Consider the following 13,603-nt stretch of genomic DNA (forward strand, 5'->3'; position numbering starts at 1 on the left):
GCCGCCGCATCCGGACCCCCTCCTCAGATCCGGCACCAACCCCCTCAGATTTCGCGCGGGGAATAGACTGCGGCCACCGCGCTGCACAGCGGCATCGCGCCCGCCGAAAGGATCCCGCCATGGTTCCCGAGATCAACTACTGGGCCGTCATCCTCGCCACGCTCTCGAGCATGGTCGTCGGCTCGATCTGGTACACCCCGAAGGTGTTCGGCAACTACTGGATGAAGCAGGCCGGCGTCACGCCATCGGGCAACTCGGCCGACGCCATCGGCCCGATCGTCGTGACGGTGTTCGTGAGCTTCATCACGGCCTGGGTTCTGGCAGGCGCCTCCTACATAGCGTGGGACTTCTACGGTGGAAGCTTCTTCTGGAACACCGTGTTCACCGCCGCCATCCTCTGGGCCGGATTCACCGCCGCCCGATTCATCACGCACGACGCCTTCGACAAACGGCCGAGTGGGCTCACCATCCTCAACATCGCCCATGAGCTCGTGACCGTCCTCGTGATGTCCGTCATCATCGGCGCCTGGGTGCCGGCCGGCGTCTGACCGCGCGCCCGGTCCGGCTCGGCTCGCGAGCCCGCAGGTCACACCAGAAGCGCCGCCCCCATGACGACGGCCATGAGCCCCATGCTCGCCGCATCGACCCGCGCCAGCAGTGATCGGCGGCGCATGGCCACCAGCGCGAGCCACGCGGTGTAGACGAGGTAGCCGGCGACCCCGGCCGCGACGAGCGGGATCAGCACCCCGGATGCCGCATGCGCGTGGGCCGACCCGGCGACGGATGCAGCGGGGCCGGCCGGGGCCGCCATGGCGAGAGTCAGACCCGCCATCACCAGCAGCCCCAGCGAGCGGTGCAGCGGCATGTGGCTGCGACCCGCACGCACCCCCACTACGGTCCACACCGCGAGCCCGACCATGATCGCCGCCCAGAGCAACGGGAGGATCAGGCCGGGCCCGACGGCGAGGTCGAGCGTCGCGAGCAGCATCACCAGCGCGGGCACGACCGAGCGCGTCCGCCGTTCCCTGGCGCCGATGGTGCAGCAGATGCCCACAGTGGCGGGCAGCACCGCCCCGATGTGCACGATCTCGACCACCTGGGGCCGCCTCAGTGGCCGCAGGAGCAAGCGGCACCGGCTGAGCCGTGCGCGCCGTGCGCGGCGGCTGTGCCGTGCGCGTCGGCCGTGTGCCCACCGGGTTGCGGCGCCGGCACGTTCAACGCCGGGTTGCGGTCGAAGAAGCCGACTGGCTTGAGCGTGAACTTCGCGTAGTCGACGGGCATGACGGGCCAGTCCTCGGGCCGCGGGAAGTGCGTCGGCCCGAAGGTGTGCCAGAGCACGACGTCCTCGCCGTCGAGGGAGCGGTCGCCGGCCGTATAGGCCGCAACGCCGTCTCCGCCCGGGTTCTGGTGCACGAAGTCCCCGGCCGCGTAGCGTTCCGTCGGCTCGTACTGCGTCACCTGCAGGTGGGTGCGGGCGAACTCCGCGCGCCGGGCGATCGAGGATGCCGCATCCGCCAGCAGAGTCGGGGACTCCTGCGGATAGAGCACGTAGCCCGTCGGCTTGCCCAGCCGGTTGGTCTTCTCGGTGTTGACGACGTGCCAGCTGCGCGCGACGGATCCATCGGCGGTGCGGCCCGACATCGACTCGCTGATGAGGCGGGTGCGCTTGTTCGTGAAGGCGTTGCCGTGTTCGTTCCCCGGTCCGATCGGAACGCGCACGGCGTCGACCTCCTCGACCGCGTTCGAGATGCCGTCGACGGTCATGTCGAGTCGGGCGCTGAACAGGTGCTGGTGGAACGGAGCACCGACACCCGGGGCCACCTCGCTCGCGTAGGGGTAATCGGCCTCGGGGTAGGAGGACGGGAACAGGATGCCGGTGAGCTTCGCCTCGCACTCGATGGTGCCGTCGAGGTAGAGGTACCAGTAGAACCCGTAGTCGTAGTTGCCGACGGTGGTGAAGAAGCTGATCACCAGGCGACGAGAACGGCGCACCTCGTTGGAGCCGGTGAACATGTCCTGGTGCTTCCAGAGCGTGCCGAAATCCTCCTCGTGCATGCAGATGCCGTTCTCGATGGTGACAGGGTTGCCCGTCTCGTCGGCCAGCACGGCGTCGAAGTACCTGATCTCTCCCACGCAGTCGCAGCCCAGGGCCAGCGAGTTGGTGAAGCGGCCGAACAGGTACTCACCGGTGTCGAAGTAGTTCTGCCAGAAGCGCGTCGGCGACGGGTCTCCGTAGGGCACGAGCATCTCGTTGATCGAGGCACGGTAGATGACGGGCCGCTGCTCGCCCCGGTCGTTGAACGAGAGCTGGCGAAGCACGAGGCCCTCGCGGGGGTCGAAGCCCACCTGGAACTTCCAGTTGGCCCATTCCACCCACTCGCCGTCCACGGTGAAGCTCGGGCCGTCGGGCTGCGAGATCACGATCGGCTTCAGCGAGGTCAGCGGCTCGCCCTGCACGGCCGGGTCGTCGAAGTTGCCGCCCTCCACCGGTATCGCCATCACCGCGGCATCCACCAGCCGGGTCACTGTGCGCGCGGCGACGTCGACGTAGGCCGACAGGCCATCGACGGGGTGCGCCCAGGGGTGGTCCTCCGGGTAGTCCTGGCGGAAGGCGAGGACGCGGAGGATGCGACGGCCCTCCTCCTCGGGGAACTCGTAGTAGCCGGCCGACAGGGGCACGTAGATGATCGTCGCGGGGTCGATGCCGCGCGTCGCGAGTGCTGCGAGCCAGCGCTCGTCGGCCGAGACGATCTCGCCGACGGCGTCGAACTCCTCCACCAGGACGGGCAGCTGGCCGTGCGAGCCGTCGAGCTCCACCGTGGACAGGAACTCCCCAGTCGTGATCGACACGACGTTGTCGGTGGACCGGCCCGTCGCCATGTCGAGCAGCATCACCCGGGCCCGGCGGTCGGGAAGCTCGGCGTCGCCGGCCTGCCAGGCGAGCACCTCGGCCTTGTGCGGCTCCTCGAGGCCCACGTAGGCGAAGCGGGTGGTCGAGGTGAAGTCGGATGCCGCCGTCACGGTGTCGCGGATGCGCACGATCTCGGCCGAGGTGAGGCTGCCGAGGGGGTGCTGGGCCGTGGTGGTGTCAGCGTCGTGGCCGGTGGGGCCGGTGGTCAGTTCGACGTCGATGATCGTCATGGGTGTCTCCTGTGTTTCATGGTTCGAGCTGGACGGATGCCGGTCGGCCGGCGATGCTGGTCGTCAGCCGGCGATCGCCTCGGTGATCTTCGCGTAGGCCTCCGGCTTCGACTTCCTCAGGTACAGCGCCTGCAGGTAGCCGAACACCGGGAACGCGATCGTGAGGCCGAGCATGATGCCGGTGATGCTGCCGAAGGTGGGCACGCCCGCCGCATCCACGTCGCCGAGGAGCATCGGGAAGTTCAGGGCGATGATGATGGCCGCGCCGAGCAGTCCGATGAAGCCGAGCGACGGGGCGATGACGGTGTTCCACAGCCTGGTGTCCTTCTTGGTCCGGGCGAAGTAGACGATCACGGCGATGCTCGTGAGGGCCATGAGCAGGGCGATGGCGAGGGTCGCGACCCCGGAGAACCAGGTGAAGACCTGCAGCACGGGGTCGAGTCCCATGACGGCGAACACGGCGATGAGCACGGCGGCCGTCGCCGTCTGCACGATCGAGGACACGTGCGGGGAGACGTGCTTGGCGTGCACCGACGCGACGCTGCCGGGGAGGACTCCGGCCGATGACATCGAGTGCTGGTACCGGGTGATCACGTTGTGGAACGAGAGCACGCAGGCGAACATGCTCGTGATGAGCAGCACGTTGATGATGATCTCGCCGATCGGGCCGAGGTAGTCGAGCGTGGTGATGATGACCATCGCACCGGGGTCCGCCGCCGCAGCCTCGACGACCTTGCTCGGGCCCCACGCCATGATGAGCGCCCACGAGGCCAGGGTGTAGAAGACTCCGATGCCGATGACGGCGACGTACGTGGCCCGCGGAATGGTCTTCCCGGGGTTCTTGGCCTCGTCGCGGAAGATCGCCGTGGCCTCGAAGCCGATGAAGGCGGCGATGGCGAACATCAGGCCGACGCCGGGGGCGCCCGAGAAGACGTTGCTGGGCAGGAACGGCGCGAGCGAGAGGCCCTCGGGTCCGCCGCTGACGACCACGGCGATGACCAGCGCCAGCACGATCGCGATCTCGCCGACGAGCATGATGCCGAGCACCTTGGAGCTCAGGTCGATGTGACGGTACCCGAGGATTCCCACCAGCGCGATGATCGCGAGGGAGTACACGTACCAGGGGATGTCGGGTCCGCCGAGGCCGGCGATGGTCACGCTCATGATGTAGCCGACGTAGCCGTGCACGGCCACCTGGATGGCCGTGTAGGTGAACAGCGCCAGGTAGGCGGCCGCGAGCCCGAGCGGCCGACCGAGCCCGTAGCCGACGAAGGTGAAGAAGGCGCCGGGCTTGGGAACGTGCTTCGTCATGGTGGCGAGGCCGACCGAGAACAGCAGCAGGATGACGGCGGAGATCGCGTACAGCGACGGGAAGCCGACGCCGTTGCCCAACAGGATGCCGAGCGGGGCCGCACCTCCCACCACCGTGAGCGGGGCTGCCGCCGCCACGACCATGAACACGATGGCGGTGACGCCGAGCGATCCGGTGAGGGTGCGCGGTGCGGCGTCGGTTGTTCCGGCGGCGGTTCCGACGGGAACTTTCAGACTGGTCATGGTCTCTCCTGGGCACGGGGCGGGTGGGGATGCAGCCAGACTGAACCGGCGACGTTTCACCGGAATGCTGCGCCGGTAAAAGCTGACGACTCCCGAATGAGACGGTTCCGTCCCCCCTGTCTCATTTGGACGACACACGACCGAAACATGCGCGGCCTACCGTCGCAGCAGCGATGGGAGTCGATCGGATGCGTGCACTGGAACGAGCGGTCAGTTCTCCCGTGCGGGTGGGCGGACTCCCCGCCGTCTCCCCCGTCGCCGGCCTCGCCCGCCGCAGCATCGGATTCGCGGACGTGCTGGGGCAGTCGGTCTCGGCCGTCGCTCCGGCGGCTGCGGCCACCACGACCACTGTCATCGTCGCGGCCGTCGCCGGATCCGCCTCGTTCTGGTCGATGGGCACGGCTCTCGTCGTCGCGCTGCTCGTCGCGAGCACGGTCAACCAGTTCACCCGGCGCATCGCGGCCACAGGCTCGCTCTACACCTTCGTCGCACGCGGGCTGGGCGCCGGGTCAGCCGTGGTCGCCGGCATCGCGCTGCTCATCGGTTACGGCTTCATCGCCATGTTCACCCTGACCGGCGCCGGCTTCTACGTGTCGATCCTGCTCGCCAGGCTCTGGCCCGGGATGCCGTCGGCAGTCATCGTCGCCGCCATCGTCATGGCCGTCATGGGCGCCGTCGGCTTCCTCGTGGTGGCCCGCGGCGTGAGGCTCACCACTCGGCTGACGCTGGTGATCGAGCTGGTCTCCGTCGCCATCATCCTGGTGCTGGTCGTCGCCCTGTTCGTCAGCACCGGAGCCGGGCTCGACTGGGGCGTGCTCGGATTCACGGATGCCTCCCCGTCGAGCATCGTCGTCGGCACCGCCATCGCCATGACCGCCTACGTGGGTTTCGAGAGCTCGGCCACCCTCGGGGTCGAGGCCAAACGACCCTTCGCCGTCATCCCGCGGGCCATCACCTGGACCGTCATCGCATCGGGCGGCCTCTACCTCGTCACCACCTTCGCCCAGTTGAGCGCCTTCGACGGCCTCGGCGTCGACCTGGCGTCGAGCATCCCGGCCAATGACCTGACGGCGGCTTTCGGCGTTCCCGCGGCCGGCATCCTGCTCGACGTCTCGATCGTCGCCTCGTTCTTCGCCTGCGCCCTCGCGAGCATCACGGCACTCAGCCGGGTGCTGTTCGCGATGGGACGGGAGGGCGGCCTGCCCTACGCCGTCGGCCGGACGCATCCGCGGTTCCGCACCCCGATCGTCGCCATCGCCATCGCCGTGCCCGTCGTCACCGTGGTTCCGATCGTCGCCGTGCTGCTCACGGGCGCGATCTGGCCCGTGATGGAGGTGCTCATCCTGTGCTCGGCGGCCGGGTACATCACCGCCTACGTCTTCGTCTGCGTCGCCGCACCGGTGTTCCTGCACCGCATCGGCGAACTCACCGCATGGCCCGTCGTGCGGGCCGCCGTCGCGGCGATGGCCCTCACGGGCATCCTCGCGGTGTACATGATCGAGGAGTCGTCTACGAGCCGTGTCGTCGGCGTCTGGGTGTTCTGGAGCGTGCTGGCGGTCGGAGTCGCAAGCTACGCCATCCGCGTGGCGCGTCGGCCCTGGCTGCGAACCGCCATCGGCGTCTACGACTCCCCGGTGGCGGCCGACGTGCTCGGGGGCAGCACCGGCCCATGACCGACACCCTCGACCTGCGCGCCCGTCAGCCCAAGGCGATCCACAGCGCCTTCACCGTGCTGGAGGAGGTCGCCCGCTGCGGTGCCGGCGTCACCGCCCGTGAGGTGTCGGACAACCTGCGGATGCCGCGGGCCACGACGTACAGGCTGCTCAACCTGCTGGTGCAGGAGGAGTACCTGGTGCGCTTGCTCGACCCGGCGGGTTTCGCTCTGGGGCGGAAGGTGAGCGAGCTCGTCACCCTCGTCGCGGTGCCCGAGCGGGCTCCGCAGGCGGCGCGTGAGGTCATCGACGAGATGCGCTCGCGCATCCGCGGAGGCGTCCACCTGGTGCGCTACGACGCCCTGAGCCTGCGGACCGTCGACATCGACCCCGAGTACCCGCTCGTCGACGAACCGCGGCTGCTCCGCGACCTGCCGACCTCGGCACTCGGCCGGCTGCTACTGGCTGAGCAGTCGTTCGGGGTCGCCGCCATCGGCGAGGACGTCGTGGCCGAGACCCTGCGCCGTGGCTACGCCACGCAGGTCGGCGGGTTCGAGGCGAATCGCGGATGCCTCGCCCTGCCTATCCGCGACGCATCGGGCCACCTCGTCGCCGGTCTGGCCCTCTCCTCCACGCGCGACCGGATACAGCAACCGGGCGCACTGCTCGACACCCTCGTCGACGGATCGCGCCGACTGGCGCCCCTGCTCGTCTGAGGTCGCGCCGACCTCAGACGTGCCGCACGGCTTCCTGCAGGCGGGTGCGCACCTCGAACAGCTCGGTGCCGTTGATGCGGGCCGCACCGGGCAACCCGTCGCGGAGCACTCCGGGCAGTCTCGACTGCTCCACCAGGGCGGTCACCGCACCGCGGGCGTGCCCCAGGACCTCGAGCGACTGCGCCGGGGCGCCGTCGGGCACCACGATGACGAGGCCCGTGAACTTGACCCTGGCCGCGCGAGCGACCGACTTCGCGCGGGTGGCGAGGTCGTGCATCGGACGTTCGCCCCCGAGGGCCTGGCCGATCAGCTCGCCGCGCTTCACCTTCACGGGGTCGCCCCAGTCCTCGCTCTGGATCGCGAACAGCCCGCTCGGGCCGAGGACGACGTGGTCGATCTTCGGCGGCACCTGCGGGCCGGCGGCATCCGTCGCCACGTCGTGCCAGATGGTGAAGCCGATGCCGAGGGTCGACAGCTGGCGTGCTGTGGCCTCCTCGGCGAGGGCGTTGGCGAGCAGGTGGCGGATCTCGCGCGGAGCGCGACGTACGAGTTGCGGGTCGTAGAGATCGGGGACGGTCTCGCCGCGACCGAGCCACTCGCGCATGTGGTCGAGGAAGTACTCGCGCGACCAGCCGCCGGGGTGGCCGAAGGATCGCGCCGTCGGGCGCGAGTCGGTGCGTGGTCGTTCCTGCGGCATCGACCAGGCCGGCGGGGCGTCGGCCGACGCGAACGGGCGAGCACGATCGTAGGCCGCGCGCGCCTCCGGCGTTCCGACCTTCTCCCAGGCGATCTGCACGGCGTGGAATCGCTCGGCCGATCCGCCGGCATCGGGATGGGTCTGCCTCAGCAGGGCACGGAAAGCGCGCTTCAGTTCACGGTCGGTCGCAGAGGGACTGACGCCGAGCACCTCGTAGGGCGTCGCCGAGATCGGACTGTCGGGCATTGATCGAGGCTAACCCACTTACAGGTAGTCATCCGGTGCGAACCAACGCGTGCCGTCGCGGTGGCTGATGAGCTGGGCACGGATGCTCACGTCGGCGTCGGCGCACGCCGCGGCGAGCTCCCGCGCCCAGGCTCGATCGGCCTCAGTGGTCGTCGCTCGCAGCCGTCGTTCCCACACGACGATGACCTGCGCCGCCCCTGTCTTCTCCACCACCTCCGCGATGCGGGCAGCCAGCAGCTCCGCGTTGTTGTTGTACGGGGCTGCCGGGTAGTCAGCCATCGGGATCACGAGCGGAATCTGGCGATCCTGCTCGTCGATGAAGAGCAGCCAGAGCTGGCGTCGCACAGCCTTCCCGATGAGTTCATCCACCCGTTCGAGCACCTGCTGATCGCTCGTGATGGGCTGCTGCGTGGCTTCGTCTGCGCTGAGGGTCATGTGCTCCAGCCTCCTCGACGGCATCCGTGAATCGCAGGTCACCTCCGATATCGGTGCACGCCCCAACGTGCACCGGCCCGTGGGGAGGAGAGGGTAGAGTCACGATACGGATGCGCCAGGGCGGCGCATCCGTTCTGTCGGGGGGACAGCATGGTTGCACGTCTGAGAGTGGGCACTGCAGCCCTCGGCATCGCGGCGGTCGTCGCCCTGACCTCCTGTGCGACACCGGCTCCACCCGCGCCTCCGGTCACAGTGGTGGTCACGGTGACACCGACGCCGACGCCGACACCCACCCCGACTCCCACCCCTGAGGCACCGGCTCCGGAGCCCTCGTTCGAGGTCGTCGTCCCGGTGCCGAACGCACCTGCTCCTCCCGTCGAGGAAGGCCCGGCACAGGATCTCGGTGCCCGCGACGGCGCCACGGCCGCTCCCGCGACCGACGGCAACGGGGCGCTGGTGAGCTACACGGTGGTCGCGGGCGACAGCTTCTTCGACATCGCCCAGCGCTTCGACCTCCCGCAGCAGCAGTTGCTGCGCATGAACCCGAGCATCCCCGACTTCGGCGAGGACATCTACATCGGGACCGTCATCAACCTCGACTGGACGAAGACGGGCTGAGGATGCCGTCGAGCACGAGCTCGCGCACCGCCGGAACCAGCTCGGCCGTCAGCGCGACCTCGTCGACCTCGAGCAGCTGGGACAGCGCTGCGCAGATGGCGCCCACAGACAGTTCGCCGTCGCACGCTCCGATGAGGGCGGCGAGCGCCGTGTCAAGAGTGACGGCGCGCCCGAAGCCGCCGCCCTGGCGCAGTATCATCGCGGTCGGGTTCTCGTCGCCCGGCCAGTAGTGCCGTTCCTCCGTGACGTCGCCGGCGACGGTGAGGCACGTCGAGAGCAGCCCGGCGTCGTCGGTGCCGGCCAGCCAGTCGTGTGCGGCCACGCCCACCTCGAGGTGGGCGCCGACCCCCTGCGGCTCGATATCACCGAGCGGGCCGTGCTGCTGCTCGGTACGCGTGAGGGTGACGGATGCGCCGGCCTGCGGCACCCGCAGCACCACGTAGCCGAATCCGACGCCCGAGACCCCGCGCCCGGCGAAGTCGTCGAGCCACGCACCGTACAGGCGGTCGAAGTCGGGCGTCGACGGGGTCGTGCCACCGTCGCGGATCCAGGTCTCCGCGTAGAGCGCCGCTCCCAGCACCTCGCGCTCGACGATCCAGTAGTCGAGCGCGACGGCGTCGAGCCAGCCGCGGACGCGCTCGAGTCCGTCATCGCCGTCGTGGTACTCCCAGTTGCCGAGCAGCTGGGCGTCGCCGCCGGGATTCAGGTGATCGGCGACGCCGGTGAGAACGGCCTGCACGAGAGCATCGCCCACCAGCCCGCCGTCACGGTATTCGTAGGACGGAACCCCGTCCACCCGCGGAGTGATGACGAAGGGCGGGTTCGACACGATCCGGTCGAAGCGCTCCCCCGCGACGGGCTCGAACAGGCTGCCGAGCCTGAACTCGATGTTGTCGAAGCCGTTCAGTGCCGCGTTCACGGCGGCGATGGTGAGCGCACGCTGCGAGATGTCGGTGGCGACGACCCGCCGGGCATGTCGGGCCGCGTGCATGGCCTGGATGCCGCATCCGGTGCCGAGATCGAGTACGGAGTCGACTGATGCCTGGAACATCAGGCCGCTGAGGGTGAGCGAGGCTCCCCCGACCCCCAGGACGTGGTCTTCGGCGAGCGGCCCGCCCGTGGCGAGCTCGCCGAGGTCGGAGACGATCCACCAGGCGCCGGCGCCGTCGGTGTCCTCGAAGGAGTACGGGCGCAGGTCGAGTGCCGCACGCGCCTGATCGGCGGTGATGGCCACGAGGCCGAGGTCGACGGCGCCGGCAGCGCCCAGCGCGGGGAAGGCAGCGTCGAGCTCGGAACGGGGCACCTCCCGGCCGAGCACGAAGAGGTCGGCGAGGATGGCCACGGCCGGCAGCGCTGAACGCGAGTCGCGCAGCGCGTCGATCGCACGGCGGGCGGGAACACGATGGCCGCGGTGCAACGCCTCGGCGGCATCCGGGCCCCAGAGTCCCGCGAGGGCCGGTACTGAATAGCCGGCGGCGGTGAGATCGGTTCGGAGCAGGTCGACGGGGTTCACACCCCTATTGAACCTCAGCCGTGGACGATGCGACTGCCGGACGACTGCGCACGGTGGCGTTCGGTGCGAGCCGGTACGAGGACCCACGCCCGCAGGCGAGCGCGGAAGGTGTGGCGGGACTGGCGTCGGGCGGCCTGGGCGCGGCGACGGCGGATCTCGAGCTCGCGCACGACGGCGACGTCGTCGTCGGTGCGGAAGATGGTCTGGGCTGTGTACGGGCTGAGTGCGGGCATTCCTCCAGCGTGACCTCAACCTGTCGCCAGGGGCTCGGGGATGGCCCCACAGGCCCTCGGGGCGGGTCCTGAGATCCACTGAGCAATTCTCGATCCGGCATCCGACTCGCGGAGCAATATTCACTCGCCGTTCAGTCTTCTCTGCTTGGGTTGCCCCGTGATCCCCAGAACGGCTGAACACCCGCGGCCCGACCATTTCCTCCTGCACATCAGCGACACCCACCTTCTCGCCGGCGACGGCAAGCTGTATGGACGAGTCGACAGCGAGAGTCACCTGCGTGATCTCTTCGCCACCCTCGAGGCCTCGGGCGGACGCCCCGACGCCATAATCTTCACCGGCGACCTCGCCGACAAAGGCGAAGCCGACGCCTACAGCCGCATCCGGGCCATCGTCGACCCTGTCGCCGAACGGCTCGGCTCACGCGTCGTGTGGGTGATGGGCAACCACGACGATCGTGCCGCGTTCCGCCACGGCCTGCGCGACGAGCAGCCATCGACGACACCCGTCGACGACGTGACCTGGATCGGCGACCTGCGCATCATCACGCTGGACACCAGCGTTCCCGGTCACCACCACGGCGAGGTGTCCGGCGCGCAGCTCGACTGGCTGGCCGCCGAGCTGGCGACGACAGCACCCGACGGGACGATCCTGGCGATGCACCACCCGCCAGTTCCGTCGGTGCTCGACCTCGCGGTCTCCGTGGAGCTGCGCGACCAGATGGACCTCGCGGAGGTCCTCGCCGGCAGCGACGTGCGCAGCATCATCGCCGGCCACCTGCACTACTCCTCGATGGCCACCTTCGCCGGGATCCCAGTGTCGGTCGCGTCGGCGAGCTGCTACACGCAGGACCTCGCTGTGCCCGTCGGGGGAACCAGGCCCCGCGATGGCGCACGCGCCTTCAACCTCGTGCACGTGTACCCGACGACGGTGCTGCACTCCGTGGTGCCGTTGGGCGAGTTCCCGGCGCTCGACTACGTCGATGCCACGGAGACCGAGCGCAGGCTCGATGCCGCCGGCATCCGGATTGCGGATCCGGTCAGGCCCCTGGTGCAGCAGAGCGCGCATCGCTCCGCGCCGCCGACGACTCCGATCCAGATTCTGGCCTGACCTTCTCCCACGGCGCCGGGAACGGGAAGTAGCGCTCGAGGAAGTCGGTGACCGCAGCGGTGCGCTCCTCGACCGAGATCTCGGGCTTGGAACCGTCGTTCAGGCAGAACATGTCCTGGTCTCGGCGCTTGAGCAGGCGCGACATCTGGTCGGGAGCCATGGCCAGCGTCGTCTCGATGTACTTGACCTTCGCCTGCGTCTGCACCACGGCGCGGCCCGTCATGAGCGAGTAGTAGTGGTACAGCGAGTTGGTCACCGAGATGTCGGTGGCCGAGCGGAAGCGACTGGCGGCAGTGCGGGTGAAGTCCTCGGGGAACTCCTCGGTCTCCATGGTGCGCATGACGCTGGCGCGCAACGGCGCGGCGCAGTGCTCGAGGTGCCGAGTGGTGACCTTGCCGAAGCGATCCTGCAGGAGTCGACGGTTGACGCGGGCGGCGTTCTCGAATCCGCTGCGGGTCGGGTCGTTCTCGCCCAGGCCGATGCGGGTGGAGGCCTCGACGAACTTGGTGATGCCGCCCGGCGAGAAGAACAGCTCGGGTGACAGCGGGCGGCCGAAGAACATGTCGTCGTTGGAGTAGAGGAAGTGCTCGGCGATGCCCGGGATGTTGTGCAGCTGGCTCTCGACGGCGTGCGAGTTGTGCGTCGGCAGCACGCTCGTGTCGGCGAAGAAGTCCTCGCTGCGCATGATCGTGACCTGGGGGTGGTCCGCCAGCCACTCGGGCGCCGGCGAATCCGTGGCGATGAAGATGCGACGCACCCACGGCGCGAACATGTACACGCTGCGGAGCGCGTACTTGAGCTCGTCGATCTGGCGATAGCGCGCCTCGTTGTCGTCGCCGTCGCCGACGACGTAGGCCTGCATCCGCTTCGCCCGCTCACGCACGAAGTCGGCGCTCGAGCCGTCGACCCAGGAGAACACCATGTCGACGTCGAAGTCGATGTCGCTCGCGTGCGGAGCGAACATGTTCTCGAGCGTGCGCCAGCGACGGCCGTAGAGCTCCACCGAGTCCTCGACGGCCTCGGATCGCGGCATCCGTGCCCGCATCAGGCTGTTCGGGCGCGGGGCGACGATCTCCTCGTCGCCGAAGCGCCAGAACTCCAGCTGGAAGGCGGTCTCGGCGCCGTAGCGGAGGCGCCCGATGGGCTCGATGCGCGGCCGGTAGAGCCTGAAGACCGAGGCCTTGCGCTTGGCGGACAGGGTTCCGTCGGCCACCAGCACGTCGCGGATGTCGTCATGGTCGACGGTCTGCGAATAGAACGGCTCATTGGCGAACGCGCTCGCGAGTGCGGCGCACACCTCTCGGCGGCTGCGTCGGTCGACGGCGATGACGGCACGATCACCGTCTCCGCGCACCAACAGGAACTCGATGCCTGCGGCGATGAGGGCGTCGCGCACGGCGATGAGGTCCTCGATCATCGACTCGCGCGGCGTGAAGTGTCCCGTCGCGAGGGCGTACTGGCCCTTGCGCAGCACGAGGTCGTCGCGGTCGAAGCGGGTGCGGCCGTCAGGAGCACCGATCAGCAGCGGCTCGGGCAGGGCGGAGAGGGATCCGCGGCGTCGCTTCGGCGCGGGCGGGCGCCCGAATGCGACGGGTCGGTCGACCCGGTCCCCCGTGTGTGCTTGCTCGGTCATGTGGACCCGCCTCCCCTCGTCGGTCTCCCTTGATCCTAAGCGAGAGATCGTGGCACG

The 13,603-nt window shown here is 69.3% G+C and carries 13 protein-coding genes; 5 read left to right on the plus strand and 8 right to left on the minus strand.

Features of this window, described 5'->3' with window-relative positions:
- The first annotated feature begins 119 nt into the window (after window positions 1-119).
- On the plus strand, window positions 120-548 hold the full coding sequence (locus tag ASF30_RS03630; RefSeq protein ID WP_055901538.1) for a DUF1761 domain-containing protein: 429 nt from the start codon (window positions 120-122) through the stop codon (window positions 546-548).
- Window positions 549-586: 38 nt separating this feature from the next.
- Here the strand turns inward: ASF30_RS03630 and ASF30_RS03635 are convergent, their stop codons facing one another.
- From ASF30_RS03635 to ASF30_RS03645, 3 genes are all read right to left on the minus strand, one after another.
- On the minus strand, window positions 587-1,096 hold the full coding sequence (locus ASF30_RS03635; protein WP_055901541.1) for a hypothetical protein: 510 nt from the start codon (window positions 1,094-1,096) through the stop codon (window positions 587-589).
- Between the two features lie 11 nt (window positions 1,097-1,107).
- Complete coding sequence (locus tag ASF30_RS03640; RefSeq protein WP_082467418.1) at window positions 1,108-3,141, minus strand: primary-amine oxidase; 2,034 nt, start codon at window positions 3,139-3,141, stop codon at window positions 1,108-1,110.
- A 63-nt stretch (window positions 3,142-3,204) separates the two neighbouring features.
- Window positions 3,205-4,695, minus strand: a complete 1,491-nt coding sequence (locus ASF30_RS03645) for an APC family permease (protein ID WP_055901545.1) — start codon at window positions 4,693-4,695, stop codon at window positions 3,205-3,207.
- 188 nt (window positions 4,696-4,883) lie between these two features.
- On the opposite strand from ASF30_RS03645, the gene ASF30_RS03650 reads away from it, so the two are divergent.
- Both ASF30_RS03650 and ASF30_RS03655 read left to right on the plus strand, forming a co-directional pair.
- Window positions 4,884-6,368 (plus strand): APC family permease, encoded by a 1,485-nt coding sequence (locus ASF30_RS03650; protein WP_055902481.1) that lies wholly within the window; start codon window positions 4,884-4,886, stop codon window positions 6,366-6,368.
- The gene (locus ASF30_RS03655; RefSeq protein WP_055901548.1) at window positions 6,365-7,063 is read left to right on the plus strand and encodes a helix-turn-helix domain-containing protein; all 699 of its coding nucleotides are present in this window, start codon (window positions 6,365-6,367) and stop codon (window positions 7,061-7,063) included. Before ASF30_RS03650 ends, ASF30_RS03655 begins: the two co-directional genes overlap by 4 nt.
- Before the next feature lie 13 nt (window positions 7,064-7,076).
- Here the strand turns inward: ASF30_RS03655 and ASF30_RS03660 are convergent, their stop codons facing one another.
- A complete protein-coding gene (locus ASF30_RS03660) occupies window positions 7,077-8,006 on the minus strand; it encodes a J domain-containing protein (protein ID WP_055901552.1) in 930 nt (309 codons plus the stop codon).
- An 18-nt stretch (window positions 8,007-8,024) separates the two neighbouring features.
- A complete protein-coding gene (locus ASF30_RS03665) occupies window positions 8,025-8,441 on the minus strand; it encodes a hypothetical protein (protein WP_055901558.1) in 417 nt (138 codons plus the stop codon).
- A 150-nt stretch (window positions 8,442-8,591) separates the two neighbouring features.
- Between ASF30_RS03665 and ASF30_RS03670 the strand changes: the two genes are divergently transcribed.
- A complete protein-coding gene (locus ASF30_RS03670; RefSeq protein ID WP_157496925.1) occupies window positions 8,592-9,059 on the plus strand; it encodes a LysM peptidoglycan-binding domain-containing protein in 468 nt (155 codons plus the stop codon).
- Here ASF30_RS03670 and ASF30_RS03675 read toward each other — a convergent pair.
- Window positions 9,031-10,572, minus strand: coding sequence for a DUF7059 domain-containing protein (locus ASF30_RS03675; RefSeq protein WP_235480253.1), 1,542 nt, complete (start codon window positions 10,570-10,572; stop codon window positions 9,031-9,033). The genes ASF30_RS03670 and ASF30_RS03675 overlap by 29 nt on opposite strands.
- A gap of 14 nt (window positions 10,573-10,586) precedes the next feature.
- Window positions 10,587-10,805 carry a hypothetical protein gene (locus ASF30_RS23295; protein ID WP_055901563.1) on the minus strand — a complete coding sequence of 73 codons (219 nt, stop codon included), beginning with the start codon at window positions 10,803-10,805 and terminating at the stop codon, window positions 10,587-10,589.
- Window positions 10,806-10,962: 157 nt separating this feature from the next.
- Here ASF30_RS23295 and ASF30_RS03685 point away from each other — a divergent pair, with 157 nt between their 5' ends.
- Window positions 10,963-11,913: a phosphodiesterase gene (locus tag ASF30_RS03685; protein WP_055901565.1), complete on the plus strand. Its 951-nt coding sequence runs from the start codon at window positions 10,963-10,965 to the stop codon at window positions 11,911-11,913.
- Here the strand turns inward: ASF30_RS03685 and ASF30_RS03690 are convergent.
- On the minus strand, window positions 11,843-13,546 hold the full coding sequence (locus ASF30_RS03690) for a stealth family protein (RefSeq protein WP_082467420.1): 1,704 nt from the start codon (window positions 13,544-13,546) through the stop codon (window positions 11,843-11,845). The two genes, ASF30_RS03685 and ASF30_RS03690, sit on opposite strands and share 71 nt — an antisense overlap.
- Window positions 13,547-13,603: the final 57 nt, after the last annotated feature.

It is taken from the genome of Leifsonia sp. Leaf264 (assembly GCF_001422325.1).
Taxonomy (GTDB): Bacteria; Actinomycetota; Actinomycetes; order Actinomycetales; family Microbacteriaceae; genus Orlajensenia.